24 protein-coding genes are annotated in these 25,141 nt (G+C 71.5%); 15 read left to right on the top strand and 9 right to left on the bottom strand.

The window, feature by feature from the left end; genetic code table 11:
* Positions 1-47: 47 nt before the first annotated feature.
* The 3 genes from H5965_RS43065 to H5965_RS43055 form a co-directional block, all read right to left on the bottom strand.
* Entirely contained in the window at positions 48-632 is a 585-nt protein-coding gene (locus H5965_RS43065; RefSeq protein WP_310977072.1) for an acetoacetate decarboxylase family protein, read from the bottom strand.
* Positions 629-1,468 (bottom strand): enoyl-CoA hydratase-related protein, encoded by an 840-nt coding sequence (locus H5965_RS43060; RefSeq protein ID WP_310977071.1) that lies wholly within the window; start codon positions 1,466-1,468, stop codon positions 629-631. Before H5965_RS43060 ends, H5965_RS43065 begins: the two co-directional genes overlap by 4 nt.
* 115 nt (positions 1,469-1,583) lie before the next feature.
* On the bottom strand, positions 1,584-2,813 hold the full coding sequence (locus H5965_RS43055) for a DUF222 domain-containing protein (RefSeq protein WP_310977070.1): 1,230 nt from the start codon (positions 2,811-2,813) through the stop codon (positions 1,584-1,586).
* Positions 2,814-2,969: 156 nt separating this feature from the next.
* Between H5965_RS43055 and H5965_RS43050 the strand changes: the two genes are divergently transcribed.
* Genes H5965_RS43050 through H5965_RS43015 form a run of 8 tightly spaced genes read left to right on the top strand, consistent with a single transcriptional unit; the run spans position 2,970 to position 12,748 of the window.
* Positions 2,970-3,761 (top strand): TIGR03084 family metal-binding protein, encoded by a 792-nt coding sequence (locus tag H5965_RS43050; RefSeq protein ID WP_310977069.1) that lies wholly within the window; start codon positions 2,970-2,972, stop codon positions 3,759-3,761.
* Positions 3,758-5,446 (top strand): acyclic terpene utilization AtuA family protein, encoded by a 1,689-nt coding sequence (locus H5965_RS43045; RefSeq protein WP_310977068.1) that lies wholly within the window; start codon positions 3,758-3,760, stop codon positions 5,444-5,446. The genes H5965_RS43050 and H5965_RS43045 overlap by 4 nt, the downstream gene beginning before the upstream one ends.
* Positions 5,443-6,591, top strand: coding sequence for an acyl-CoA dehydrogenase family protein (locus H5965_RS43040; RefSeq protein ID WP_310977067.1), 1,149 nt, complete (start codon positions 5,443-5,445; stop codon positions 6,589-6,591). The genes H5965_RS43045 and H5965_RS43040 overlap by 4 nt, the downstream gene beginning before the upstream one ends.
* Positions 6,588-8,186 (top strand): carboxyl transferase domain-containing protein, encoded by a 1,599-nt coding sequence (locus tag H5965_RS43035; RefSeq protein WP_310977066.1) that lies wholly within the window; start codon positions 6,588-6,590, stop codon positions 8,184-8,186. Before H5965_RS43040 ends, H5965_RS43035 begins: the two co-directional genes overlap by 4 nt.
* Before the next feature lie 7 nt (positions 8,187-8,193).
* A complete protein-coding gene (locus tag H5965_RS43030) occupies positions 8,194-10,143 on the top strand; it encodes a biotin carboxylase N-terminal domain-containing protein (protein ID WP_310977065.1) in 1,950 nt (649 codons plus the stop codon).
* Positions 10,140-11,306, top strand: coding sequence for an acyl-CoA dehydrogenase (locus H5965_RS43025; protein ID WP_310977064.1), 1,167 nt, complete (start codon positions 10,140-10,142; stop codon positions 11,304-11,306). Before H5965_RS43030 ends, H5965_RS43025 begins: the two co-directional genes overlap by 4 nt.
* Positions 11,307-11,315: 9 nt before the next feature.
* On the top strand, positions 11,316-12,149 hold the full coding sequence (locus tag H5965_RS43020; protein ID WP_310977063.1) for an NAD(P)-dependent oxidoreductase: 834 nt from the start codon (positions 11,316-11,318) through the stop codon (positions 12,147-12,149).
* Positions 12,146-12,748: a TetR family transcriptional regulator gene (locus tag H5965_RS43015; protein ID WP_310977062.1), complete on the top strand. Its 603-nt coding sequence runs from the start codon at positions 12,146-12,148 to the stop codon at positions 12,746-12,748. The genes H5965_RS43020 and H5965_RS43015 overlap by 4 nt, the downstream gene beginning before the upstream one ends.
* A 380-nt stretch (positions 12,749-13,128) precedes the next feature.
* Here H5965_RS43015 and H5965_RS43010 read toward each other — a convergent pair whose 3' ends face one another.
* Positions 13,129-13,431 carry a hypothetical protein gene (locus H5965_RS43010; RefSeq protein ID WP_310977061.1) on the bottom strand — a complete coding sequence of 101 codons (303 nt, stop codon included), beginning with the start codon at positions 13,429-13,431 and terminating at the stop codon, positions 13,129-13,131.
* 154 nt (positions 13,432-13,585) lie between these two features.
* On the opposite strand from H5965_RS43010, the gene H5965_RS43005 reads away from it, so the two are divergent.
* From H5965_RS43005 to H5965_RS42995, 3 genes are all read left to right on the top strand, one after another.
* On the top strand, positions 13,586-13,843 hold the full coding sequence (locus tag H5965_RS43005; protein WP_310977060.1) for a hypothetical protein: 258 nt from the start codon (positions 13,586-13,588) through the stop codon (positions 13,841-13,843).
* Positions 13,844-13,918: 75 nt separating this feature from the next.
* Positions 13,919-15,700, top strand: a complete 1,782-nt coding sequence (murJ, locus tag H5965_RS43000) for a murein biosynthesis integral membrane protein MurJ (RefSeq protein WP_310977059.1) — start codon at positions 13,919-13,921, stop codon at positions 15,698-15,700.
* A 273-nt stretch (positions 15,701-15,973) separates the two neighbouring features.
* Positions 15,974-16,453, top strand: coding sequence for a hypothetical protein (locus H5965_RS42995; protein WP_310977058.1), 480 nt, complete (start codon positions 15,974-15,976; stop codon positions 16,451-16,453).
* 72 nt (positions 16,454-16,525) lie between these two features.
* Here the strand turns inward: H5965_RS42995 and H5965_RS42990 are convergent, their stop codons facing one another.
* The gene (locus H5965_RS42990; protein WP_310977057.1) at positions 16,526-17,485 is read right to left on the bottom strand and encodes a chitinase; all 960 of its coding nucleotides are present in this window, start codon (positions 17,483-17,485) and stop codon (positions 16,526-16,528) included.
* Positions 17,486-17,703: 218 nt separating this feature from the next.
* Here H5965_RS42990 and H5965_RS42985 point away from each other — a divergent pair, with 218 nt between their 5' ends.
* A complete protein-coding gene (locus H5965_RS42985; RefSeq protein ID WP_310977056.1) occupies positions 17,704-18,984 on the top strand; it encodes a GGDEF domain-containing protein in 1,281 nt (426 codons plus the stop codon).
* A 9-nt stretch (positions 18,985-18,993) separates the two neighbouring features.
* On the opposite strand, the gene H5965_RS42980 is transcribed toward H5965_RS42985, so the two are convergent.
* Positions 18,994-19,956, bottom strand: coding sequence for a 2-oxoglutarate and iron-dependent oxygenase domain-containing protein (locus H5965_RS42980; protein WP_310977055.1), 963 nt, complete (start codon positions 19,954-19,956; stop codon positions 18,994-18,996).
* A gap of 38 nt (positions 19,957-19,994) precedes the next feature.
* Positions 19,995-20,453, bottom strand: a complete 459-nt coding sequence (locus H5965_RS42975) for a nucleoside deaminase (protein WP_310977054.1) — start codon at positions 20,451-20,453, stop codon at positions 19,995-19,997.
* Positions 20,454-20,564: 111 nt separating this feature from the next.
* Here H5965_RS42975 and H5965_RS42970 point away from each other — a divergent pair, with 111 nt between their 5' ends.
* On the top strand, positions 20,565-21,521 hold the full coding sequence (locus tag H5965_RS42970) for a YafY family protein (RefSeq protein WP_310977053.1): 957 nt from the start codon (positions 20,565-20,567) through the stop codon (positions 21,519-21,521).
* Here the strand turns inward: H5965_RS42970 and H5965_RS42965 are convergent.
* Together H5965_RS42965 and H5965_RS42960 are read right to left on the bottom strand one after the other, a co-directional pair.
* Positions 21,518-22,603, bottom strand: a complete 1,086-nt coding sequence (locus tag H5965_RS42965) for a winged helix DNA-binding domain-containing protein (protein WP_310977052.1) — start codon at positions 22,601-22,603, stop codon at positions 21,518-21,520. The two genes, H5965_RS42970 and H5965_RS42965, sit on opposite strands and share 4 nt — an antisense overlap.
* A gap of 26 nt (positions 22,604-22,629) precedes the next feature.
* Entirely contained in the window at positions 22,630-23,247 is a 618-nt protein-coding gene (locus H5965_RS42960) for a TetR/AcrR family transcriptional regulator (RefSeq protein WP_310977051.1), read from the bottom strand.
* 187 nt (positions 23,248-23,434) lie between these two features.
* Between H5965_RS42960 and H5965_RS42955 the strand changes: the two genes are divergently transcribed.
* Positions 23,435-23,854: a VOC family protein gene (locus H5965_RS42955; protein ID WP_310977050.1), complete on the top strand. Its 420-nt coding sequence runs from the start codon at positions 23,435-23,437 to the stop codon at positions 23,852-23,854.
* A gap of 65 nt (positions 23,855-23,919) precedes the next feature.
* On the top strand, positions 23,920-25,140 hold the full coding sequence (locus H5965_RS42950; protein ID WP_310977049.1) for an Ig-like domain-containing protein: 1,221 nt from the start codon (positions 23,920-23,922) through the stop codon (positions 25,138-25,140).
* Position 25,141 lies beyond the last annotated feature (1 nt).

Below are 25,141 nucleotides of genomic sequence, written 5' to 3'. Positions count from 1 at the left end.
TCACGAGTTCACTCTGGCGAGGTTGCGTGATCACCCAGAGGTGCTGCTCAAGCTCCGAACCGCAGCTCGCTGCCGGGCAGCGCGAGGCTCAGGAACGGCCGCCGACCGGCGAGGTAGCCGAGCGGGCCGCGCGCGTTGACCGCCCAGTCGGCGGCGGCGAGCCTGGGCCGGATCTTCGCGCCGACCGGCGTCCGGACGGGGGTGCCGTCGCGGTCCTGGAGGACGTCGAACCGGCTGGGGAGGGCGAGGGGTGAGCCCGGCCGCGGCGTGAAGGCCGCGGTGGCGATCCAGTCGTCGCCGGTGGCCGCGGTGTAGGTGCGGTCGGTGAACTGGAGGGCGGCGAGGTCCTTCGGGATGGCCCACAGCTCACGCCCGCCGGCGAGGGAGACTTCGGAGTCGACCCAGATCTGCGTGATCGTGCAGGTGGTCCGCTTCCCGCGCACCGGGACGGCGGCGAGCAGCTCGTGGTAGCTGAGCTGCCCCGGCTCGTGGTACCTGATCCAGGCGGTGAAGACGGTGGTGAACCCGGCGACGGACAGCGCGCTGGGGTGCACGTCGTGCGCGGGGACCCGCCAGATCGACACGTGGGCGTCGGCGACGAGGTGCCAGGGCTGCGGCGGGTAGGTGGTCATTTCTCCAGCCAGGGCAGGTAGTCGGGCAGGTCCTTCTCGACGCGCATCCCGAACGACGGCGGCCGTTTCTGCAGGAACGACAGGACACCCTCGACGGCGTCGGGGTTGGTGCCGAGCCCGCCGATCAGCTTCGAGTCCAGTTCGTGCACGGGGAACGGCGATTCGGCGCTCGCCATCCGGTAGAGCAGCTGCCGCGTGACGGCGACCGACACCGGCGCGGTCGTCTCGACGATCTCCTTCGCGAGCTTCTTCGCTTCGTCCAGCACGGTGCCGGTGGGGAACACCTTGTGCACCAAGCCTTTTTCCTGCGCTTCGGCCGCATCGAAGACGCGCCCGCTGACCATCCAGTCGAGCGCGGTCCCCATCCCGACGAGCCGGGGCAGGAACCAGGCGGACGCGCCTTCGGGGTAGATGCCGCGGCGGGTGAACACGAAGCCGAACCGCGAGTCCTCGGAGGCGAGCCGGTAGTCGCACGAGAGCGTGATGGTGAGCCCGCCGCCGACGGCGGCCCCGTGCAGGGCGGCGATGACGGGCTTGTTCATGGTGAAGATCCGCTTCGAACACCGGCCGGCGGGCTCCTGCCAGGCGTCCCCGGGCCCCTCGGCGGGATCGAAGTCGAAGCCGCCTTGGGAGAGATCGGCCCCGACGCAGAAGTCTTTCCCGGCACCGGTCAGCACGACAACCCGGACGTCTTCATCCCGATCGGCGCGCTCCATGGCGGCGGCGAGCTCATCGGCCATCCGGATGGTGTAGCCGTTGCGCGCCTCAGGCCGGTCGAGGGTGACAGTGGCAACCCGGTCCTCGACGGCGTAGGTGATCTCGGCGTAGTCGGCCATGGTGAGGAAGCTATTGCAGCGGGACGCTACTGGCAAGATGTCAATAGCGGGAGCGGGCCGGCCGGGTGACGCGGGTGCGGGCCCGCGGCCGTGTGGCCGCGGGCCTTTCCCGTGTTCAGGCTGCGAATGGCAGCGGTTCGTGGAGGTTGTTGCGCCGGGGTTTTCGGCGCCGGTCCAGGAAGATCGGTGGAAGGAATTCCGGGAGACCATCGGCGGCGATGCGGACCTCCCAGCCTGAGCGGTGCAGCAGCCGGTGGTGGTGGGCGCACATCAACACCAGGTTGTTCAGGTCAGTAGGGCCACCGTCGGCCCAATGCCGGATGTGGTGGCCCTGGCAGTGCCGCGGCGGGCGGTGACAGCCGGGGAACGCGCAACCGCGGTCGCGCAGGAACAACGCCCGGCGAAGCCCGGCGGAAATCAAACGGCGAAGGCGACCCAGGTTGAGCGGTTCACTCTTCGCACCCAACACCGCCGGAATGACCATGGCGTCGCAGGCGTGGACCCGGGCTTCGGCGGCGGTCATGGTCCCGGTGTCACCGAGCGTGGCCTGACCGGTGCCGGACTGCAGGTCGGTGAGGGAGACCGCGACCATGACGTGGGCCCGTTCCCCGGCCTGCATCGGCAAATCCGGGGAATTCAACGCCAGGTCGACCGCGTCGGAGAACGCGTCGCCGTAGCGCTGGGGGCGGGGGCGGTGGTCGGGACCGTCGTCGCCGGTGCGGCGTTCGGCCAGGGCATCGAGCAGGGCGCTGGCCCGGGTGCCGGTCTCATCGTCGAACTTGCCGTTCAACACCCACACCCCGGATCTTCGACGCCGCAGGAACAACTCCCGAACCGGGACGACCGGCTCAGTGTCGTCGGGTTCGGCGCCATCGGGGTTGAGGGGAGCAAGGATCCGGGCACCGAGAACCGCGACCTGCTTGTGCCCGGCCTCGGCAGCGAACGCCAACAGATCAGCCTCGACGCGGTCGCGATGCTCAGGCGGAACCTCGGCCAGCACCCCGGTAATCGTGTCGATCATCGGATCACTCAGCGACCCAGACAAGGCAGCAACACCCGTGCCCGGCGCCAGAGCCGGGATCGGGGTGCCATCGAGAGCGCGGCCCGGATTGACCAAGCGAGCACGCTTCACCAGACGTTCCGCCGCCGACCTCGGAAGGTCACCGAGATGCTCCAGCAACCGGGCAACAGACCGGTAGCCGAACACCTCCATCACCCCACGCTGCTCGATCTCCACCACCAGCGCCCCCAGCTCCGCCTCAGCAGACCGCATACACGCGAGCAACTCACCGAGACGGTCGGCGAAAGCCACCGCCTCGGCAGACGAAGAACCACTGTCGGACATAGATCAAGATTACCGACCATCGAACACAAGTTCACCACTCGAACGGGTGCAAAGCGCGGCACACCGGAACGGCGGCCGACCGAGAAACAATCAGGCGTGCTTGATTTTTCCGACCACCGGTGCCACCCTGAGCCCCAGGACGCAAGGAGGCGGGCGATGGCGGACCTCGGCGTGATCCTCGGGGATCTCGACGCGGAGACACAGACGATCGACGACGCGGTGGCGGCGCTCCCGGACGCGGACTGGGCGCGCGCGACCCCCGCCGAGGGGTGGACGATCGCGCACCAGATCGCGCACCTGGCCTGGACCGATCGCAAGGCCCTGATCGCGGCCGCGCACCCGGAGAACTGGCAGGCCGAGGTCGAAGAACTCCTCAAAGCCGGCGAAACCTACGTCGACGACGGGGCCGCCGCCGGGGCGCAGCGGCCGCCGCGGGAGATCCTCGAAGACTGGCGTGACGGCCGCCGGCTGCTGGCCGCGGCCCTCGAGGCGGTGCCGGACGGGCAGAAACTGCCCTGGTACGGGCCGCCGATGAGCGCCGCCTCGATGGCGACCGCGCGGATGATGGAAACCTGGGCGCACGGCCAGGACATCTTCGACACCTTGGGCCTGACCCGCGAGCCGACCGCCCGCCTCTGGCACATCGCCCGCTTCGGCACCCGCACCCGCGACTTCGCCTACAAGGTCCACTCGCTCGCCCCGCCGGCCGGGGAGTTCCGCGTCGAACTCACCGCGCCCGACGGCTCCACCTGGGCCTTCGGGCCCGAGGACGCCGAGCAGAAGCTCACCGGCACCGCCCTGGACTTCTGCCTGGTCGTCACCCAGCGGCGGCACCCCGCCGACACCGATCTCGTCGCCCACGGCGCCGACGTCGAAGAGTGGCTCGGCATCGCGCAGGCCTTCGCCGGGCCACCGGGCAACGGCCGGAAGCCGGGGCAGTTCGCATGACCTACCGCATCGGCAACGCGTCCGGGTTCTACGGCGACCGGTTCTCCGCCGTCCGCGAGATGCTCACCGGCGGCCCGCTCGACGTCCTGACCGGCGACTACCTCGCCGAGCTGACCATGCTCATCCTCGGCCGCGACCGGATGAAGGACGCCACCCGCGGCTACGCCAAGACCTTCCTCCGCCAGATGGAGGAAAACCTCGGGCTGGCGCGGGAAAAGGGCGTCAAGATCGTCGCCAACGCCGGGGGGCTCAACCCGGCCGGGCTGGCGGACGCGCTCCGGGAGCTGGCGGCGAAACTCGGGCTCGACGTCAAGATCGCCCACGTCGAAGGCGACGACCTCGTCCACCGCGCCGACGAGCTGGACCTCGGCAAACCGTTGACCGCCAACGCCTACCTCGGCGCCTGGGGCATCGCGGAGTGCCTGAACGCGGGCGCCGACGTCGTCGTCACCGGCCGCGTCACCGACGCCTCCGTCATCGTCGGCCCGGCCGCCGCGCACTACGGCTGGGCCCGTGACGACTTCGACGCGCTCGCCGGCGCGGTCGCGGCCGGGCACGTCATCGAGTGCGGGGCCCAGGCCACCGGCGGCAACTACGCCTTCTTCACCGAGCACACCCTCGGCGTGCCCGGCTTCCCGATCGCCGAGATCGAAGCCGACGGCTCCAGCGTCATCACCAAGCACCCGGGTACCGGCGGTGTGGTGAACGCCGGCACCGTCACCGCCCAGCTGCTGTACGAGATCACCGGCGCGCGGTACGCCGGGCCGGACGTCACGACCCGGTTCGACACGCTGTCGCTGACCGAAGAGGGGCCGGACCGCGTCCGCATCTCCGGTGTCCGCGGGGAAGCGCCGCCGCCGACGCTGAAGGTCGCCCTCAACACCCTCGGCGGGTTCCGCAACGAGACGACGTTCGTCCTCACCGGACTCGACATCGAGGCGAAAGCCGCCCTGGTGCGGGAACAGCTCGAAGCGTCCATGAAGGACCGGCCGCCCGCCGACGTCCGGTGGACGCTGGCCCGCACCGACCACGCCGACGCCGAAACCGAGCAGACCGCGAGCGCCCTCCTGCACGTCGCCGTCAAGGACGCCGACCCGAAGGTCGCCGGGCGCGCCTTCACCGGCGCCGCTGTCGAACTCGCGCTGGCCAGCTACCCCGGGTTCCACGTCATCGCGCCGCCGTCGGACGCCTCGCCGTACGGCGTCTACACCGCGGCTTACGTGGCGGCCGACAAGGTGCCGCACGTCGCCGTTCTGCCGGACGGCATGCGTGTCGACATAGCGCCTTCGGCGTCCACTCAGGACCTGTCCGATGTGGATGAACCCGCGCTGCCCGAACCGCTCGACCACGGGCCGGTGCGGCGGGTGCCACTGGGCACGATCGCCGGGGCGCGCAGCGGCGACAAGGGCGGCAACGCCAACGTCGGCGTCTGGGTGCGCTCCGAAGAGGCCTGGCGGTGGCTCGTGCACCGGCTGACCGTGGCGGAGTTCAAGCTGCTGCTGCCCGAAACCGCCGACCTGCCGGTGACCCGGTACCTGCTGCCCAACCTGCGGGCGATGAACTTCGTCGTCGAGGGCATCCTCGGCGAGGGCGTCGCGTCGCAGGCGCGGTTCGACCCGCAGGCCAAGGCCCTCGGCGAGTGGTTGCGGTCGCGGGAGATCGACGTCCCCGAGGTGCTCCGGTGACCGATCCCTTCCGGACGCCCGAACGGGCCGAACTGCGCAAGACCGTGCGGAAGTTCGTCGAGCAGGAGGTCCTGCCGCACCTCGACGACTGGGAGCGCGCGGGCGAGCTGCCGCGCGAGCTGCACCGCAAGGCCGGGGACCTCGGCTTGCTCGGCGTTGCCTTCCCCGAGGAGATCGGCGGGGGAGACGGCAACTACCTCGACGCCTTGGTCGTCGCCGAGGAGATGCACTACGCGGGCGGCTCCGGCGGGCTGTTCGCGTCGCTGTTCACCTGTGGCATCGCCGTCCCGCACATCGCGGAGGCCGGCGACCCGGTCCAGATCGAACGCTGGGTGCGGCCCACCCTCGACGGAACCAAGATCGGGTCCCTCGCGGTCACCGAACCGGACGGCGGCTCCGACGTCGCCGGCATCCGCACCACCGCGGTCCGCGAGGGCGACGAGTACGTCGTCAACGGCGCCAAGACGTTCATCACCTCCGGCTGCCGCGCCGACTTCGTGACGACGGTGGTGCGCACCGGCGGCGACGGCGCGCACGGGCTCTCGCTGATCGTCGTCGAACGCGGCACGCCGGGCTTCACGGTGAGCCGCAAGCTCGACAAGATGGGCTGGCTCTGCTCCGACACCGCCGAACTGTCCTACGTGGACGTCCGGGTGCCGGCGGAGAACCTGGTGGGCGCCGAGAACAGCGGCTTCGCCCAGGTCGCCACCCAGTTCGTCACCGAACGGCTGTCCCTGGCCGTGCAGGCGTACGCGCACGCCCAGCGCGCGCTCGACCTGACGCTGGACTGGTGCCGGCTGCGCGAGACGTTCGGCCGCCCGCTCATCTCGCGGCAGGTCGTCCAGCACAAGCTCACCGAAATGGCGCGGAAGATCGACGTGGCCCGCACCTACACCCGGCAGGCCGCGATCCGGCACGTCTCGGGCGAGGAAGTCATCGCCGAAGCCTGTTTCGCCAAGAACACCGCCGTCGAGGCCGCCGAATGGGTGGTCAGCGAGGCCGTCCAGCTGCACGGCGGCCTCGGCTACATGCGCGAGTCCGAAGTGGAGCGGCACTACCGCGACGTCCGGATCCTCGGCATCGGCGGCGGCACCACCGAGATCCTCACCGGCCTGGCCGCGAAGCGATTGGGATACACCTCGTGACTGCTTTGAGGTCCACAGTGGACACCCGGGCCGCCGAGTTCGGCGCGAACCGCGAGGCGATGCTGGAGAAGCTCGCCGAGATCGACGCCGAACACGCCAAGGCCGTCGCCGGCGGTGGCGAGAAGTACGTCGAACGGCACCGCAAGCGCGGCAAACTCCTGGCCCGGGAACGGATCGAACTGCTGCTGGACGCGGATTCGCCGTTCCTGGAGCTGTCGCCGCTGGCCGCTTGGGGCACCGATTACCGCGTCGGGGCGAGCCTGGTCACCGGGATCGGGGTCGTCGAAGGCGTCGAATGCCTGATCTCGGCCAGCGACCCGACGGTCAAGGGCGGCGCGAGCAACCCGTGGACGACCAAGAAGAGCTTCCGGGCCGCCGACATCGCCGCGCAGAACCGGCTGCCGTCGATCAACCTCGTCGAATCCGGCGGCGCGGACCTGCCGACGCAGAAGGAGATCTTCATCCCCGGCGGCCGGATCTTCCGCGACCTCACGCGGGCCTCGGCGGCGGGCTGCCCGACGATCGCGCTGGTCTTCGGCAACTCCACCGCGGGTGGCGCGTACCTGCCGGGCATGTCGGACTACGTCGTGATGGTGAAGGAACGCGCGAAGGTGTTCCTCGGCGGGCCGCCGCTGGTCAAGATGGCGACCGGCGAGGAGTCCGACGACGAGTCGCTGGGCGGGGCCGAGATGCACGCCCGCACCTCCGGCCTGGCCGACTACCTGGCCGTCGACGAGCAGGACGCGATCCGGCTGGGCCGCAACATCGTCAAGCGGCTCAACTGGACGAAGCAGGGGCCGACGCCGAAACCGGACTACGCCGAGCCGCTGTACGACGCCGAGGACCTGCTCGGCATCGTCCCGACCGACCTCAAGGTGCCGTTCGACCCGCGCGAGGTGATCGCCCGCGTCGTCGACGGTTCCGACTTCGACGAGTTCAAGCCGCTCTACGGATCGAGCCTGGTCACGGGCTGGGCGAGCATCCACGGCTACCCGGTCGGCGTGCTGGCCAACGCGCAGGGTGTGCTGTTCGGCGAGGAGTCGCAGAAGGCCGCGCAGTTCATCCAGCTGGCCAACCAGATCCACACGCCGCTGGTGTTCCTGCACAACACGACCGGCTACATGGTCGGCAAGGAGTACGAGCAGAGCGGCATCATCAAGCACGGCGCGATGATGATCAACGCCGTCTCGAACTCGAAGGTGCCGCACCTGTCCGTCCTCATGGGAGCGTCCTACGGTGCCGGGCACTACGGGATGTGCGGCCGCGCCTACGATCCCCGGTTCCTGTTCGCGTGGCCGAGCGCGAAGTCCGCGGTGATGGGCCCGGCGCAGCTGGCCGGCGTGCTGTCCATCGTGGCCCGCGCGGCCGCCGAAAGCCGCGGCCAGGAGTACAACGAGGAGCACGACAAGGCCATGCGGGCCATGGTCGAGGGGCAGATCGAGGCCGAGTCGATGCCGATGTTCCTCTCCGGCATGCTCTACGACGACGGCATCATCGACCCGCGCGACACCCGCACCGTGCTGGGGCTGAGCCTGTCCGCGATCCACAATGGACCAGTGAAGGGCGCCGAGGGCTTCGGCGTCTTCCGGATGTGAGCGAGCGATGATCCAGAACCTGCTGGTCGCCAACCGCGGCGAGATCGCCCGCCGCGTCTTCCGCACCTGCCGCGACGCCGGGATCGGCACGGTCGCGGTGTTCTCCGACGCCGATGCCGCCGCGCCGCACACCCTGGAGGCCGACGCGGCCGTTCGGCTGCCCGGCAACGCGCCGTCCGAGACGTACCTGCGGGCGGACCTGCTGGTCAAGGCCGCGGCCGAGACCGGCGCCGACGCCGTCCACCCCGGGTACGGCTTCCTGTCCGAGAACGCCGCGTTCGCCCGGGCCGTCCTCGACGCCGGGCTGACGTGGGTCGGGCCGCCGCCGGAAGCCATCGAGACCATGGGCTCCAAAGTGGAGTCCAAGCGGCTGATGGCCGCGGCCGGGGTGCCGGTGCTGTCCGAACTGGACCCGGCTTCGGTGACCGCGGACGACTTGCCGTTGCTGGTCAAGGCGTCTGCCGGTGGTGGCGGCCGCGGGATGCGCGTGGTCCGCTCGCTCGACGAGCTGGCCGAGGCGGTCGAAGGGGCCAGTGCCGAGGCCGGGTCGGCGTTCGGCGACCCGACCGTCTTCTGCGAGCGCTACCTGGAGACCGGGCGCCACATCGAGGTCCAGGTGCTGGCCGACCGGCACGGCACGGTGTGGGCGGTGGGGGAGCGGGAGTGCTCCATCCAGCGCCGGCACCAGAAGGTCGTCGAGGAGGCGCCCTCGCCGTTCGTCGACGCGGGGATGCGCGAGGAGCTGTTCGAGGCCGCGCGCAAGGCCGCCAAGGCCATCGACTACGTCGGCGCGGGCACGGTCGAGTTCCTCGCCGGGCCGGACGGCCGGTTCTACTTCCTCGAGATGAACACCCGGCTCCAGGTCGAGCACCCGGTCACCGAGAACGTCACCGGCCTCGACCTGGTCGCGCTGCAGCTGCGGATCGCCGAGGGGGAGCGCCTGCCGGCCGACCCGCCGCCCACCGTCGGTCACGCCATCGAGGTCCGGCTCTACGCCGAAGACCCGGCCGCGGGCTGGCAGCCGCAGAGCGGCACGCTGCACACCTTCGAAGTGCCCGATGTGGACCGTTCGTTCACGCACGGGCCCGGGCTACGGCTCGATTCCGGGTTCGAGACCGGGTCCGTGGTGGGTGTCCACTACGACCCGATGCTCGCCAAGGTGATCACCTGGGCGCCGACCCGCGCCGAAGCCGCCCGCCGGCTCGCGAAGGCCCTGGCGGCGGCGAAGATCCACGGCGTCGTGACCAACCGCGACCTCCTGGTCAACATCCTGCGGCACGAGGCTTTCCTGGCGGGGGAGACCGACACCGCGTTCTTCGACCGGCACGGCCTCGACACCCTCGCCGCACCGCTGGCCACGCCCGACGCCGAACGGCTCTCCGCGCTCGCCGCGGCGTTGGCGGACGCGGCGGGCAACCGGGCGTCGGCGACCACGCAGGGCAGGCTCCCGAGTGGCTGGCGCAACGTCCGCTCGGCCGGGCAGCGCAAGGTCTTCACAGTGGCCGACCGCGAGTACGAGGTGGTCTACTCGCTGACCCGGGACGGTCTCCGCGCCGACGGCTTCGAGGCCGGGCTGGTCGGCGCCGAGCCGGGACGGGTCGTGCTGGACGTCGCCGGCGTGCGGCGCGCGTTCGACGTCGCCCGGCACGACGACGTGTCCTATGTGGACTCCGCGCTCGGGTCGGTGGCGCTGAAGGCCGAGCCGCGGTTCGCCGACCCGGACGCGGCCCTGGCCGCGGGGTCGCTGGTGGCGCCGATGCCCGGCACGGTCGTCCGGCTCGCCGTGCAGGCCGGGGACCCGGTCAAGGCGGGCGACCCGCTGCTGTGGCTCGAAGCGATGAAGATGGAGCACCGGATCGCCGCGCCCGCCGACGGCGTGGTGACGGAACTGCCGGTGACGGTCGGACAGCAGGTCGAAGTGGGCACGATCCTCGCGGTGGTGGGAGAAGCAGAATGAACGCGATGAACTTCGTCGAGCCGGAGGAGCGGATCGCGCTTCGCAAGGCCGTCGCCGAACTCGGCGCCAAGTACGGGCACGAGTACTACGCCCGCAAGGCCCGCGCGGACGAGAAGACGCACGAACTGTGGGACGAGGCCGGGCGGCTGGGCTACCTCGGCGTCAACATCCCCGAGGAGTACGGCGGCGGGGGTGCGGGCATCGCCGACCTCGCCGCGGTGCTCGAAGAGCTGGCCGCCGCGGGCTCGCCGTTGCTGCTCATGGTCGTCTCGCCGGCCATCTGCGGCACCGTGATCTCCCGGTTCGGCACCGACGAGCAGAAGAAGCAGTGGCTGCCCGGCATCGCCGACGGCACCAAGCGGATGGTCTTCGCGATCACCGAGCCGGACGCCGGGTCGAACTCGCACAAGATCACCACCACCGCGCGGCGCGACGCCGGCGGGTGGGTCCTCAACGGACGCAAGGTCTACATCTCCGGCGTGGACGAGGCCGACGCCGTGCTGGTCGTCGGCCGCACCGAGGACGCGAAGACCGGCCGGCTCAAGCCGGCGCTGTTCATCCTGCCGTCCGGCACCCCGGGTTTCGAGCACACGAAGATCCCGATGGACATCGTCGCGCCGGAGAACCAGTTCTCGCTGTTCCTCGACGACGTCCACCTGCCCGCCGAAGCGCTGGTCGGCGAGGAGGACGCGGCGATCGCGCAGTTGTTCGCCGGCCTCAACCCGGAACGCATCATGGGCGCGTCGTTCTCGCTCGGCATCGCCCGGTACGCGTTGGCCAAGGCCGTCGGCTACGCGAACGAGCGGCAGGTCTGGGGCGCCCCGATCGGCACGCACCAGGGTCTCGCGCACCCCCTCGCGGAGATCAAGATCGAGCTGGAGCTCGCGAAGCTGATGACGCAGAAGGCGGCGTCGCTCTACGACTCCGGCGACGACTTCGGCGCGGGCGAGTCGGCCAACATGGCGAAGTACGCGGCGGCCGAGGTGGCCATCCGCGCGACCGACCAGGCCGTCCAGACCCACGGCGGCAACGGCCTGGCCACGGAATACGGCCTCGGCACGCTGGTCACGGCGGTGCGGCTGGGCCGGATCGCCCCGGTGAGCCGCGAGATGGTGCTCAACTTCGTCGGCCAGCACAGCCTCGGCCTCCCGAAGTCGTACTAGGAGGTCGCTGTGGCCACATTGGACGGCAAGACGATCATCATGTCCGGCGGCAGCCGGGGAATCGGCGAGGCGATCGCCCTGCGCGCGGCGGCCGACGGCGCGAACGTGGCCCTGCTGGCGAAGACGGCCGAGCCGCACCCGAAGCTGCCGGGCACGATCTACACGGCGGCCGAGGCGATCGAGAAGGCGGGCGGCCGGGCGTTGCCGATCATCGGTGACGTCCGCGACGACGACGGTGTCGCGGCGGCGGTGGCGAAGACCGTCGAGCAGTTCGGCGGCATCGACATCGTGGTGAACAACGCGAGCGCGATCGACCTGACGCCGACCGAGCGGGTCAGCATGAAGCGTTACGACCTGATGCAGGACATCAACGCGCGCGGCACGTTCCTGCTGTCCAAACTGGCCATCCCGCACCTGCGCGGGTCGGCGAACCCGCACATCCTGACGCTGTCGCCGCCGATCAGCCTCGACGAGAAGTGGTTCACGGCCGGCCACCTCGCCTACAGCATCGCGAAGTACTCGATGAGCCTGGTGACGGTGGGGCTGGCGGCGGAGTTGCGCCAGGACGGCGTCGCGGTCAATTCACTGTGGCCCCGCACGACGATCGACACGGCGGCGATCCGCAACGTCGTCGGGGCGGAGCTGGCTTCGCGCAGCCGAACGCCGGAGATCATGGCCGACGCGGCGCACGCGATCCTGACGAAGCCGAGCCGCGAGGCAACGGGCAACTTCTACCTCGACGACGAGGTGCTGCGGGCGGCCGGCGTCACGAACTTCGCGAAGTACCGCGTCGGCGGTTCGGAGGAGGACCTCCAGCTCGATTTCTGGGTGGAGCGGGCTTGACGGGCATCCGCGAACCCCAGCAGGAGCGCAGCCGCACCACGCGGCGGCGCTTGATCGAGGCGGCGCTGGACAGCTTCGGCGAGCGAGGCTGGCACGGCGTGACGGTGGCGGGCATAGCCGAGCGCGCGGGCGTCTCCCGAGGCGCGGCCCAGCACCACTTCCCGGCCCGCGAGGACCTGGTGGTGGCGGCGGTGGACCTGCTGGGCGAGGCTCAGATAGAGGAGCTCCGAGCCCAGGCGGCCGACTTGCCGAGCGGAGCCTCCCGCATCGAGCGAGTCGTGGAGATGGTCCTGAACCTGTACACGGGCCCCCTGTTCCGAGCGGCCCTCCAGCTCTGGTCGGTCGCGGCAACCGACGAGGCCCTGCGTGCCGTGCTGGTCCCACTGGAGGCCCGGGTCGGCCGCGAGGCGCACCGGGTGACGGTCGAGCTGCTCGGCGTCGACGAGTCCCGGCCGGGGGTGCGGGAACTGGTCCAGGCCACGCTGGACCTGGCCCGCGGGCTCGGCCTGGCCAACCTGCTGACCGACGACACCCGCCGTCGGCGCCAGATCGTCCGCGAGTGGGCAAGAACGCTGGAGCTACGCCTGAGCGAGAGCTGACCACAACGACAAAGGAGCGGCGAGGTCATCCCGTCGCCTGAGGCGCAAAAATCGCTTTGAGCCGGGCCCGCAACCCAAAGCCCAAGCCAAGCGGCCATGACAAAGCTTGCGGGCCCGGCTCAAAGTGATAGGCCTCAATCAGGCGACGGGATGACCTCCCGCGGCCCACCCACCCAGGGCGAGCCGACAACGGGAGCCAGGGTCATCCCAGAGCCTGCCCGTCCGGCGAGGACATCTTCTCCTAAAAGCCGCCCCACGAGAAGTCCGGATCGCGCCCATGTCGCGGGCGACCTGGTCGGCGCCGAGGCGACCACGGGCCGCCGGGCAGCCGGCCGCGAACTGCGCGTTCGCGGCCGCGTAGGCGTCGTACGCGCTCTTGGTCAGCGGCCCCGGCACGGGCGCGGGAACCTGCGCCGGGCACGTGACGTCGAGGCCGCGCGGGTCGACACCACCACGTCGAACCGCGCCGCGAGGTCGGTGAACTGGTCGCGGTAGCCCGGCACGGCCGAGTTTCCGGTCGCGCCGCCGGCCGGGGCGTCCCGGTCAGCGGGCACCTCGATCTCGGTACAGGGCAAGCCCTTGTAACAGTCTCGCCACGCCGGTCCGCCGGCGGCCGTGGCGGTGCCGGCTCCGGTCACGAGCAGCGTGGCGACCGCCGTCGCCCGCTTGAGCAGGGCTTTCATGCCTCGATTCGAGCAGCCGGCGCGTCTGCCTCGAGACAGACTTTTCCGCCCGGGGAACCTCACCCGCACCCCAAACGTCATAGTGCGGTAAGTAACACAATCGGCCCAACGGGCGAATGACCCGTTGTAGTGGCGAAACGAGAGAGGCAGTCCGGTGTCCGGTTCAGGAGTCGAGCTCACCCACCGCGCGATGGCGATGCTGAAGGCGGTGGCCGCGGGTCGTGCGCAGATGTCGTGCAGCTGCGAGCCCGACCTCTTCATCGACGGATTCGCCTGTTGCGATCAGATCACCGCGCACGCCCTCGCCCACGGCGGCTACCTGCGGCCCGCCGTCGAAGGCGGCACCGGGCGGGTGGCCGCCGAGCTGACCGAGGCCGGGCGGGCCGTACTGGAGATCACCGTCGCCGCCTGAGCGTCACGGAGTGTCGCTGCTTCGAACAAGTGTTCGGACTCCCGTCCGTGCCCCTGACCTGGCAGGCTTGTCCCCATGGCGGAGCACCCACGACCGGTGGACGACGAGGCGACGGTCTTCCTCCCGAGCGAGCTGCGGGGCCCGCACTGGCCGACCCGTGACCCCGACGTCTCGCGGCGCGCCTACGACGAGTTCGCCGGCCAGATCGTCGCCCGGCCGCCCGCGTCGCCGGTCAGCGCCGGGCGCGGGGAGGGTGCCGGTTCGTCGCTGGCCCGCTCCAGCGGCCGGATGGCGGTCGCCTCCGCCGTCAGCCGGGTCACCGGGTTCGTCGCGAAGCTGCTGCTCGCCGCCGTGGTCGGGGCCGGGGTCGTCAACGACTCCTTCACCGTCGCGAACACCCTGCCCAACATCGTCTTCGAACTGCTCTTCGGCGGCGTCCTCGCCAGCGTGGTGGTGCCGCTGCTGGTCCGCTCGCACGACGACCCCGACGGTGGCCGCGCCTACACCCAGCGGCTCATCACGATGGCGCTCGTGCTGCTCGCCGTCGGCACGGCCGTCGCGGTCGCGATCGCCCCGCTGTTCACCGCGCTCTACGTCGACAAATCGTCCCCGACGGCCAATCCGGCGCTGACCACCGCGCTGGCGTACCTGCTGCTGCCGCAGATCCTCTTCTACGGCCTCTTCGCGCTGCTCTCGGCGATCCTCAACGCGCAGAACGTCTTCGGCCCGCCGGCCTGGGCGCCGGTGCTGAACAACGTCGTCGTCACCGGCACGCTCGTCGCGTTCGCCTTCGTGCCGGGGGAGCTGACCCTCGACCCGGTCCACATGAGCGACCCCAAGCTGCTCGTGCTCGGCCTCGGCACCACGCTCGGCATCGTCGCGCAGGCCGTGGTGCTCATCCCGGCGTTGCTGCGCACCGGCTTCCGGTTCCGCTGGCGCTGGGGCTTCGACCCGCGGATCAAGGAGTTCGGCGGGCTCGCCGCGTGGATCCTCGGCTACGTCGTGGTCAGCCACGTCGGGTTCGTGATCACGACGAGGGTGCTGACCGGCGGCAACAGCGGCGGCGTCACGGCCTACAGCTACGCGTCCCTGCTCTTCCAGTTGCCGTACGGCATCCTCGGCGTCTCGCTGCTGACGGCGCTGATGCCGCGGATGAGCCGCGCGGCCGCGGACGGCGACACGGTCTCGCTCGTCGGCGACCTCTCGCTCGCGTCCCGCATGTCGACGGTGCTGTTCGTGCCGATTTCGGCGGTGCTGGCGGTGGTCGGAACCCCGATCGGCATCGCGATCTTCACCTGGGGCCGCGGCACTCTCGACGACGCCGAGCGGCTCGGCCAGACCCTGGCCGTCTCGGCGGTCGGGCTGCTCCCGTTCGCGCTGGTCATGCTGCAGCTGCGGGTGTTCTACGCGATGAAGGACGCCCGCACGCCCACGCTGATCATGCTCGTGATGACGGCGGTGAAGATCCCCCTCCTGCTGCTGTGCCGCGGCCTGCTCGACGGCGAGCACGTGGTGTACGGCGTCATGCTGGTCAACGGCGCCGGCTTCGTGGTCGGGGCGGTCCTCGGCCAGGTGTGGCTGTGGGTGCGGCTCGGGCACCTGCGCAGCAAGCGGTCGCTGCGGGTCGGGCTGATCACGCTTTCGGTGAGCGGCCTCGGGGTGGTGGCCGCGGTACTGGCGGGGCACGCGGTGCCGGCGTCGTTGGGCGTGATCCCGGGAGCGTGGGTGAAGCTGCCGGTGCAGGGGCTGCTGGGGATGGCGGTGCCGTTCGGGTTGCTGGCGTTGCTGAAGCTGCCGGAGTTCACGCCGGTGACCCGGCGGGTGGCGGGGTTGCGGCGGCGGTTCGCGGCTCGGTGAGGGGGCGGCGGCTCGGGGGCAATCGCGGTTCGAACGTCGCGAATGACTCATTCGGGACCTCGGACGTCCCGAATGAGTCATTCGCGGCACCGGCGGCAGGGGTTCGCGGCTCGTTGACGGCTACGGCCGGGAACGCGATCCGGTTGTCTCGAAACGGTAACGAGACCGCGGCGATCAGCGCGTTTACAATTGCCGCAAGGGTTTCTACTATCCACCGGGGATCAAGGCTGCCGCCGGCGAGCGGGCAGCGGGGGTATCGGGTGGAGGTCGTGCATGACGCGCAGTGCGCGCAGGCGACGGGACCGGGTCACGGTCGACGAACTGCTCCGGCAGACCGGGGAACAGCCGCGCAAACCGGGGTCGCGGGCGGCGGAGCTCGCCGCGCGCCGGGGTTCCGGGGCCGAACCGGGGCCCAGCGGGGTGGCGCGGATGGCCTTGGCGTCGGCGGTGATCGTCGTGCTGGGCGGGCTGGTGGTCGTGCTCGCCGTGCGGCCCGACTCCGGGCCCGGTGACCGGCAATTCCCGCAGCTGCAGCCGGCCACCGCCGTCCCGACGTCGACCGCGCTCGCCCTGCCGACCGAGACCACCACGCCGTCGCCGGTCGTGATGCATGCGCGCCGGACGCCGACGCCGACCCCGACCGTCACGGTCGAGCTGCCGCCCCCGCCCGCCACCTCGAGCCCGGCGCCGTCCACCTGGGACCCGCGGTGGAACTACTACGGCTGCTACCCGTACAACTGCGGGCGGCGCTGACCCGCGAAGGCCCCCTCACCGACCCCGATGCCGGTGAGAGGGCCCCCGACAGCCCCACTACGGGTCCGGATGTCAGCCGGTGTAGCCGGCGACGATCTTGGTGAACGCGTACTTGTCCTGGCTGATGCCGCTGCACTCGCCGCCGCCGCTGCAGTCGCGGTTGGTGGCCCAGAACGTGAAGCGGGCCAGGTGGTGGCTGGCCGCGTAGCCGCGGATGGAGTTGAAGTTGGCCACCGTGACCGTCTCGCCCGCGTTGTCGGTCTTGCCGTTCATCGAGGAGAGGCCGCTGTGCCGGTAGGCGGTGTCGTCGTTCCAGCCGAACGTGGTCTTGAGCTGGTTCTTCAGCCCGTCGACCGCGGACTTCGTCAGCGCCGCCATGTCACCGCCGCTGGAGAAGTCGAACGGCATGACCGACCAGACGTCGACGGGGGCGCCGATCGCCTTGGCCTGGTTGATCAGGCGCTTGCCCCAGGAGTCGGGGCCGGTCGTGGTGGTGCCGATGGTGATCACCACGCGGAGGTTCGGGTTCTTCTGCTTGGTCAGCTTCACCGCGTTGAGGATGCGGTCCTGGACCGTGTTGTTCTGGAACTCGTCGGTGTTCTCGATGTCGAGGTCGATCGCCTTGAGGCCGTAGGCGTCGATCACCTTCTGGTAGGCGCCCGCCAGCGCGGAGGCCGACGTGCACTTCGAGCCCAGCTTCGTGCCGGACCAGCCGCCGAAGGAGGGGATCACGTCCCCGCCCGCGTTGCGGATGTTCTGGATCATCGTCTTGTCCGAGCCGGTCAGCGACCGGGTGCCGTCCCACTTGGGGTTGCAGGTCCCGTCGGACAGCACGAACGCGAGCGTAAACGCTTTCACGCCGGTCGCGGACATCGCGGCGGACGGGCTGGTCTGCCCGCCCCACTGGTACAGGTACGGCGAGGCGAGCACCGGGTCGACCGCGGCCATGGCCTGCGGGGCGAGCCCGACCGTCGTCGCCAGCGCGGCCGAAGCCGCGGCGGCGAGGGTGAGGAGACGGCGCACTGATTTCATGGGGGTCCTCCAAAAGCGCAGGTGGAGCACCTCCGGTTTGAGGCGGCGGGATCAACCCGGGAGGAGTGCTGTGTGCCACCACACAGTGGACTAGACCAATATGCCGTGTCAACCCTCCGTCGGTCGGAAAATGACCCACGGAGTGCCCGGTCACCGACGATGTCAAATTCCCCTGAAGGCGGATCGACATGAGCCTGCGTTCCGGCTACTTTGCCGAAATGGTGGGGGATTCCACGGTCGCCGCCGGCGGGGAACGCCGCCCGGGCCGGTTCCTGCCCGCCCTCGTCCTGCGGCGCTGGTCCCTGCGGCGGTGGGCGCTGTGGCGGCTGCCGCGCCGCGGCCAGGTCTGCTACCTCGTCGGGATCGACCTCCTGGCCGTCGCCGCGGTGGTGCTCGCCACCCTCCGCTTCCCGCCGCTCGCCGCGATGCTGGCGCCGTTCGCGCTGCTCACGGCCGGGATGCTGGTCTCGGCGGAACTCGCGCGGCCGGTCGAACGCCACCGCGAGGACACCCTCCTCGGGCCCGGTGTCGACACGCCGTGGGTCTTCGCCGGGGTGCTCGTGCTCCGGCCCGGCCTGGCCGTCGCGCTGGTCGTGCTCTCCGCGCTGCACCAGTGGTTCCGGGTCCGCAGAAGACCCGTCCACCGGCAGGTGTTCGGCGCCGCGGCGACGGCGCTGGCCGGGCTGTCCGCCGGTGCCTTCCTCACCGCGACCGGCGTCCGGCCGCTCGGCGAGGTCCTCGACGCGCGGACCGTCCTCCTGCTGACCGTCGCCGGGCTGGTGTTCCTCGCGGTGAACGCCGCGCTCGTGACCGGCGCCGACGGGCCCCGCCGGCCACGCGAAGCCGCGCCGGGTCACGCCTTCGACGCCGCGATGACGGCGTTCGGCCTCCCGCTCGCCTGGGCCGCCGTCGCCGCGCCGCTGCTGGTCCCGGTGCTGGCCGGCGCCACCGTCGTGCTGCACCGCGGCGGGCTGGGCAGCGGCCGCCGCGACCACGTCACCCTCGATCCGGGCACCGGCGTGCTGACCGCCGCCTCCTGGCGCGGCGCCGCCGAGGCCCGGCTGGACCGCCCCGGCGGCCCCGGCCCGGCCGTGCTGCTGCTCGACCTCGACCACTTCCGCCTCCTCAACGACCGCTACGGCACCCGGATCGGCGACGCCGTGCTGCGCGCGGTCGCCGGAACCCTGCGCGACGAGGTCCGGGCCGCCGACCTGGTGGGCCGCTCCGGCGGCGAGGAGTTCGCGGTGCTGCTGCCCGGCACCGGCCCGTTCGACGCGATGGCGATCGCCGAACGCATCCGCCTGCGCATCGCCTCGACGCTGGTGGCGCTGAAGGCCTCGGGCGACGGCCCGCAGTTCGTCGGGGTGACGGTGTCGATCGGCGTGGCGGGCTGCGCGGACGGGCTTCTCGACGACGCGCTGCTGGCCGCGGAACAGGCGTTGCTGCAGGCGAAGGCGGCGGGCCGGAACCGGACGGTCTGCGCCGAGCCGGAGCCGTGAGAACAGGCTCTAGGACATCGTGATCGCGTCCAATTTCTCTTTGAGGTACTGCGACGCGATCACCTCCGGGTAGGTCCGGGTCCCCAGCGGCGGCGCCAGTGACGTGATCCGCGCGTCGTGGTCGGTCTCGTAGAAGAAGATCAACGACACGAGGTCCTCGTCGGGCGCCGTCGCGGCCGGGGGGAGGACGCGGTGGCGGGTCGACCGCCAGCGGTCGCCCGTCCAGCGGGCCATCAGGTCGCCGATGTTCACCGTGAACGCCTCCGGGTGGAACGGTGCGTCCTCCCACTCTCCCTCGGCCGTGCAGACCTGCAGGCCACCGACCCCGGCCTGGCGGTCGAGCACCGTGACCGTGCCGAAGTCGGTGTGCGGGCCGATCCGGAACTGGTCCGGTGCCGGGGCGCCGACGTGGGTCATCGGCGGGTACCAGTTGATGTTGAACGTGTACGTCGGGTGCCCGGTGTGCCGGGTGAAGTGGCTCTGGGCGAGGCCGAGCGCCGCGGCGAAGATCTCCAGGAGGTGGTCGGCCAGCGCCCGCATCCGGCGCATGTACTCGGTGGCCGCCTCGCCGAGCCCGGGCACCTCGTGCGGCCAGACGTTCGGCTGGAACCAGAACCCGTCGACCTCGGCGACGCCGGTGCGGGTGTCCGCGCCCGCCGAGTAGGACTCCTTGAGGTCGGGCGGGGTCTCGGTGCCTTCGGCGTAGCCGTTGGCCTCGACGCCGGGCGGCAGCCAGCCGCGGCCGCCGACCGTGACGGCGTAGCGCTGCTTGACGTCCTCGGGCAGCGCGAAGAACTCCCGTGCCAGCTCGCGCGTCCGGTGGCGCAGGTCGTCCGGGACGCCGTGCCCGGTGACCAGCAGGAAGCCGGACTCCCGCAGCGCCTGGTCGATCCGGCCCGCCACTTCGGCCCGGCCCTCGGACGTGCCCGCGAACCACGGCGAAAGGTCCACGAGCGGAACGGATGACGGCATACCGGCTCCTGTTGGGCGCTGTCTTCTTCTACCCTGTCCTATTCGGACTTCTCGACCCCGATGTCCTCGAACCACAGGTCCGGGCGCGCGGCGATGAACTCCGTCATCAGCGCGGTGCAGCCGGGATCGCCGAGCAGGGTGATCTCGACCCCGAGCCCGGCGAGCCAGTCGTGACCGCCGTGGAACGTCTCGGCCTCACCGATGACGACGTGCCCGATACCGAACTGACGGACGAGCCCGGAGCAGTACCAGCACGGCGAGAGCGTGGTGACCATGATCGTGTCGCGGTAGTGCGGGCGGCGGCCGGCGTTGCGGAAGGCCGCGGTCTCGGCGTGCATCGACGGGTCGCCGTCCTGCACGCGCCGGTTGTGCCCGCGGCCCAGCAGCGTGCCCGCGGAGTCGAACAGCGCGGCCCCGATCGGCACGCCTCCTTCGGCCCGGCCCAGCTCGGCTTCTTCGCGGGCGACGGCGAGCAGGGCGTGCGGATCGATCGGCATGCGTCACTCTTTCCGGCCGGGGTGGTGCCTGGCAAGTGCTTGACGGCGAGACTGCACCTTCCGGCGGATCACGGACAGAAGCTGTCCGCGATGTCTGGCACACTGCGTGCCATGTACGGCACATCGGAACGGCTGCTCAGGCTGCTGTCGCTGCTGCAGGCGCGCCGGGACTGGCCGGGTGCCGACCTCGCGGCGAGGCTGGAGGTCGACGTCCGCACGATCCGCCGGGACGTCGAGCGGCTGCGGTCGCTCGGCTACCCGGTGCACGCGACGCCGGGGGTGGCGGGCGGCTACCGGCTGGGCGCGGGCGCGGCCCTGCCGCCGTTGCTGCTGGACGACGACGAGGCGGTGGCGGTCGCGGTCGGCCTGCGCACGGCGGCGAGCGGCACGGTCAGCGGCATCGAGGAGACGTCGGTGCGGGCGCTGGCGAAGCTGGAGCAGGTCCTGCCCGCCCGGTTGCGGCCGCGCGTGGGTGCCCTGCAGGCGGCGACGCTGTCCCTGCCCGGGGCCGGCCCGACGGTGGACGCCTCGGTGCTGACGGTGCTCGCGGCGGCCTGCCGCGACCAGGAACGGCTGCGCTTCGGCTACGGCGACCGGTCCGGCGCCGCGACGCAGCGGTCGGTCGAGCCGCTGCGGCTGGTCTGCACTGGGCGGCGCTGGTACCTGGTCGCCTTCGACCTCGACCGGGCGGACTGGCGCACGTTCCGGGTCGACCGGATCGACGGGGTGCCGTCGGTGGGCTTCCGCTTCCCGCCGCGCGAGCCGCCGGCCGCGGACCTGGCGGAGTACGTCTCGCGGCAGATTTCGACGGCGCCGTACCCGCACCGGCTGGTCCTGCGGGTGGCCGCCCCGGCGGCGGTGCTGGCCCGGCGCATCCCGCCGTCGGCGGGCGTGGTGGAGGCGATCGACGAGGGCAGCTGCCGGGTCCGGACCGGGGCGAGCGACCTGGACGCGGTGCCGTACCACCTGGCCCAGCTGGGGTACGACTTCGTGGTCGAGGAGGCCCCGCCGGGGCTGGTGGAGCGGCTGCGGCAGGTGGCGGAGCGGTTCGCGCGGGCGGTGGGTTAGCTCAGCCGCACCCGGTCGCTCTCGCCGTCGCTCAGGAACGCGGCCACCTCGCGTCCTTCGGCCGCGACCTCGCCGCGTTCGGTCTTCGTCAGGGGCCGCAGCGGGTGCACCGCGACCGCGCCCTCCGTCACCGTCCAGGTCGCCGAGACGCGGCCGTCGACCAGGACCACCCGTTCGCCGGCCACCGAGAGCCCGCGGTGGGCGTCGTCGATGATCCGGGTCCGGTCGTCGTAGCCGAGGATCGCGTTGTCGAACGCCGGCAGGAACCGGACCGGCGCGGGGGTCTCCGGGTCGGGCCGCGGCGCTTCGGGCAGGTCGAGCAGCTCGCGGCCGCGCTCGTCGCGGAAGGCCACCAGTTCCTCGCGCACCGCCTTCACCGCGGCCGGTAAGCCGGTCAGGCCGGACCACGCGCGCAGGTCGGCGGTCGCCGCCGGGCCGTACGCCGCCAGGTAGCGCCGGACCAGCGTCCGCCCCACACCGTCGTCCGGGTCGAGCGGGTCGGCGTCGCGGCCGAGCCAAGCGGAGAGGGGCAGGTTCCGCACGCCCGCCTTGGTGCGCCACAGTCCGCGCGGGGGCAGCTGCGCCGACGGGATCAGCGCGGCGACCAGCAGTTCGCCGAGCGGACGCGGGCCGGGATCGGGCCACCGGTCGGCGACCGCCCGCGCGAGCTCGCCCATCGAGCGGGGCTCGCCGTCGGCCAGCACCGCCCGGCCCGCCGCGGCGAGCTCGGCGAAATCCACGCCCTCGAGTTCGCTGCGGTAGGTGGTGACGACCCGCTGCCGCAGCATGGTGTCGAACCGGCTTCGCCACGCGAGGACGTCGTCGGCGGTCAGCAGGTGGACGGTGCGGCGCATGAGGTGGGTCCGGACGACCCGGCGTCCGGTCAGCAGCGCGTCCAGCGCGGCCGGGTCGAACCCGCGCAACCGCGACCACAGCCCGGTGAACGGTTCCTGGGGTTCCTGGGCCTGCAGGCCGCCCAGGTGGGCGACCGCGTCGAAGACGGGCAGGTCGGCGCGTTCGAGCAGCAGCTGGCGGGCGAGGGTGGCGCGGTTGAGGGCCCGCGCGTCGAGGACGTGGTGCACGGGACCCACCTTGCCGCAGACAGCGGTCAGGGTGTGTCCGCTACTCCGAGCATGCGCAGGACCAGGCTGCCGTACTCCTTGCCGAGCGCCGCCGGCGTCTGGCGGGCGCGCTCGCTGTACCAGCGGGCGACGTCGACGCCGAGCGAAAGCACGGCCCGGGCGGCGACGTGCGGGTCGGACACCGTGAAGACGCCGCTCCCGGCGCCCTCGGCGATGACCTCCCGCACGATCCGCTCGATCCGGCGCCGCAGCTCGGCGACCACCTCGAACTCCTGCTCCGGCAGCGCCTGCAGCTCGTACTGGACGACCCGCGCGACGGTGTGGCGCCGCGCGTGCCAGGCCACGAAGTCCTCGACGATCAGCCGGATCCGCTCGACCGGGTCGGATTCCTTGGCGACGACGTTCTCGACCAGGGCGAGGGTCTGCTCGTGGCCGTACCGGCTGATGGCGAACAGGAGCGCGGCCTTCGAGGGGAAGTGGACGTACAGCGCGGCGGGGGACATCCCCGCGGCGCCGGCGATGTCCCGCGTGGTGGTGGCGTGGTAGCCGCGCTGGGCGAAGGCCTCGACGCCGGCCAGCATCAGCCGCCGGGCGGTCTCCGGCTGCACGTCCGGCCAGAGTTCGGCCGACAGCGACATCGTCATCCGGTGATCCTCCCAGCTCGCCCGCCCGCGCGGTCGTCCCCATTGTAAGCGGGCGCTTTGTGCGGGGGACCCGGCAGACACCCCCGGTCGAACACCCGTTCGAGGGTCGGGTACAGTGTTCGTCGGGTGGTGGTGCGGCCGCAGGGGAAGTGCGGTCCGCACCACCACCTTCGAGGAGGGAACGCGCTTGAGGACGTTGCACATCGCGCTGCGGGTGAGCGAGCTCGACCGGTCTCTCGCGTTCTACGCCGCCCTCGGCTACGAGGTGGTCGGCGAGGTCGCCGAGACGCCGATCGGGCACCTCACCATGCTCAAGCTCCCCGGCGACGAGTTCGTCACCGTCGAACTCGTCCACGACGGCGGGCCGGTCGAGCACGGCACCGACGTCAGCCACCTCGTCGTGCAGGTCGAATCGATGGCCGGCACGCTCCGCGCGCTGGCGGAGCACGGGATCGAGCCGGTCGGCCCGGTGCACGACGGCGGCGGCGACGCCCCGACGACGACCCTGGTCGCCGACCCGGACGGGCGCCGGATCGAACTCGTCCAGTGGCCCCCGGGCCACGCCGACGGCATGACCGCCGCCGACTGGGCGGAGGGCGGGAAGTGAACGACGGCATCGCGCCGGCGGGGAAATCGGATCGTTACACAACTTCGGGTCGCCTCGCGCGTCCGATGAGCGTGAGAACGATCCGCATGGCCGGCCTCGGCCTGGCCGCCTTTCTGCTGGCGGCGTGCAGTGGACAGTCCGAGACCGCGGGGACCGCGCAGGCGGTCGGGGTGGCCGGCCCGGCCGGAACGGCGACAGCGCCCGGGGTACCGGCCGCGACCGTGGCGTTCGAGGGCGGGGACCAGCTGAGCCCGAAGGACCCGATCGTCGTCAAGGCGTCCGGGGGGACGTTGCAGGCGGTCGCGGTGACGAACCCGCAGACCGGCAACGCCGTCGAAGGCGAGCTGTCGCCGGACAAGACGACGTGGACCAGCAAGGACCACCTCCGGTACGCGGCCACCTACCAGGTGGTCGCCACCGCGGTGAACCAGGCGGGCGCGGCGACCGAGCAGCGCGGGGAAGTGCACACGATCAAGCCGGCCGCGGTCGCCACTCCCGCGCTCTTCCAGGCGCCGTCGGGCGACTTCGGTGTCGGCCTGGTCATCGGCCTGAAGTTCGACCACGACATCACCGACAAGGCCACCGTGGAGAAGTCCTTCAAGGTGACATCCTCGCCCGCCCAGGAGGGCGGCTGGTACTGGGTGGGCAAGCGCGAGGTGCACTACCGGCCCAAGGACTATTGGAAGGCCGGCTCGACGGTGAAGCTCGAGACGACGACCTTCGGCACGCCGATCGGCGGCGGCTCGTACGGCGGCCAGGACGTCTCGGCCACCTACAAGATCCACGACTCCTGGATCGCCAAGGCGGACGGCAAGACCCACCAGATCAAGGCCTACCACAACGGACAGCTGGTGAAGACCGCGCCGACCAGCATGGGCAAGACGGCGAACACCCCGCCGCGCGGCCCGACGCCGACTTTCAACGGCACGCACACCGTGCTGGGGAAGGAAGACCACAAGATCATGGACTCCTGCAGCTACGGAGTCTGCGAGGGCGACCCGGGCTACTACAAGGCGCCGGAGAACTGGAACGTCCGGATCTCCAACGACGGCGAGTACCTGCACGAGAACCTGAAGACGGTCGGCGTGCAGGGCAGCGACAACGTCTCCAACGGCTGCCTCAACATGAACACCGAGAACGCCAAGTGGTTCTTCGACAACTTCAACGTCGGCGACGTCGTCGAGGTGACCAACTCGGGCGGCCCCCAGCTGGCCATCAACAACGGCCATGGCGACTGGGCGATCAGCTGGAGCGCCTGGCAGGCCGGCAGCGCCCTGCGCGGCTGAT

The organism is Amycolatopsis sp. 505, assembly GCF_031625235.1.
Taxonomy (GTDB): Bacteria; Actinomycetota; Actinomycetes; order Mycobacteriales; family Pseudonocardiaceae; genus Amycolatopsis.
The sequence above is the reverse complement of the archived record's forward strand: the minus strand, read 5'-3'. Positions and strand labels throughout refer to the sequence as shown.

Bases quoted from the DNA above. Each gene is read 5' to 3' on its own strand.
- H5965_RS43065 (WP_310977072.1), bottom strand. From the start codon at position 632: ATGACCACCTACCCGCCGCAGCCCTGGCACCTCGTCGCCGACGCCCAC.
- H5965_RS43060 (WP_310977071.1), bottom strand. From the start codon at position 1,468: ATGGCCGACTACGCCGAGATCACCTACGCCGTCGAGGACCGGGTTGCC.
- H5965_RS43055 (WP_310977070.1), bottom strand. From the start codon at position 2,813: ATGTCCGACAGTGGTTCTTCGTCTGCCGAGGCGGTGGCTTTCGCCGAC.
- H5965_RS43050 (WP_310977069.1), top strand. From the start codon at position 2,970: ATGGCGGACCTCGGCGTGATCCTCGGGGATCTCGACGCGGAGACACAG.
- H5965_RS43045 (WP_310977068.1), top strand. From the start codon at position 3,758: ATGACCTACCGCATCGGCAACGCGTCCGGGTTCTACGGCGACCGGTTC.
- H5965_RS43030 (WP_310977065.1), top strand. From the start codon at position 8,194: ATGATCCAGAACCTGCTGGTCGCCAACCGCGGCGAGATCGCCCGCCGC.
- H5965_RS43025 (WP_310977064.1), top strand. From the start codon at position 10,140: ATGAACGCGATGAACTTCGTCGAGCCGGAGGAGCGGATCGCGCTTCGC.
- H5965_RS43010 (WP_310977061.1), bottom strand. From the start codon at position 13,431: ATGAAAGCCCTGCTCAAGCGGGCGACGGCGGTCGCCACGCTGCTCGTG.
- murJ (WP_310977059.1), top strand. From the start codon at position 13,919: ATGGCGGAGCACCCACGACCGGTGGACGACGAGGCGACGGTCTTCCTC.
- H5965_RS42995 (WP_310977058.1), top strand. From the start codon at position 15,974: ATGACGCGCAGTGCGCGCAGGCGACGGGACCGGGTCACGGTCGACGAA.
- H5965_RS42990 (WP_310977057.1), bottom strand. From the start codon at position 17,485: ATGAAATCAGTGCGCCGTCTCCTCACCCTCGCCGCCGCGGCTTCGGCC.
- H5965_RS42985 (WP_310977056.1), top strand. From the start codon at position 17,704: ATGGTGGGGGATTCCACGGTCGCCGCCGGCGGGGAACGCCGCCCGGGC.
- H5965_RS42980 (WP_310977055.1), bottom strand. From the start codon at position 19,956: ATGCCGTCATCCGTTCCGCTCGTGGACCTTTCGCCGTGGTTCGCGGGC.
- H5965_RS42975 (WP_310977054.1), bottom strand. From the start codon at position 20,453: ATGCCGATCGATCCGCACGCCCTGCTCGCCGTCGCCCGCGAAGAAGCC.
- H5965_RS42970 (WP_310977053.1), top strand. From the start codon at position 20,565: ATGTACGGCACATCGGAACGGCTGCTCAGGCTGCTGTCGCTGCTGCAG.
- H5965_RS42960 (WP_310977051.1), bottom strand. From the start codon at position 23,247: ATGACGATGTCGCTGTCGGCCGAACTCTGGCCGGACGTGCAGCCGGAG.
- H5965_RS42950 (WP_310977049.1), top strand. From the start codon at position 23,920: ATGAGCGTGAGAACGATCCGCATGGCCGGCCTCGGCCTGGCCGCCTTT.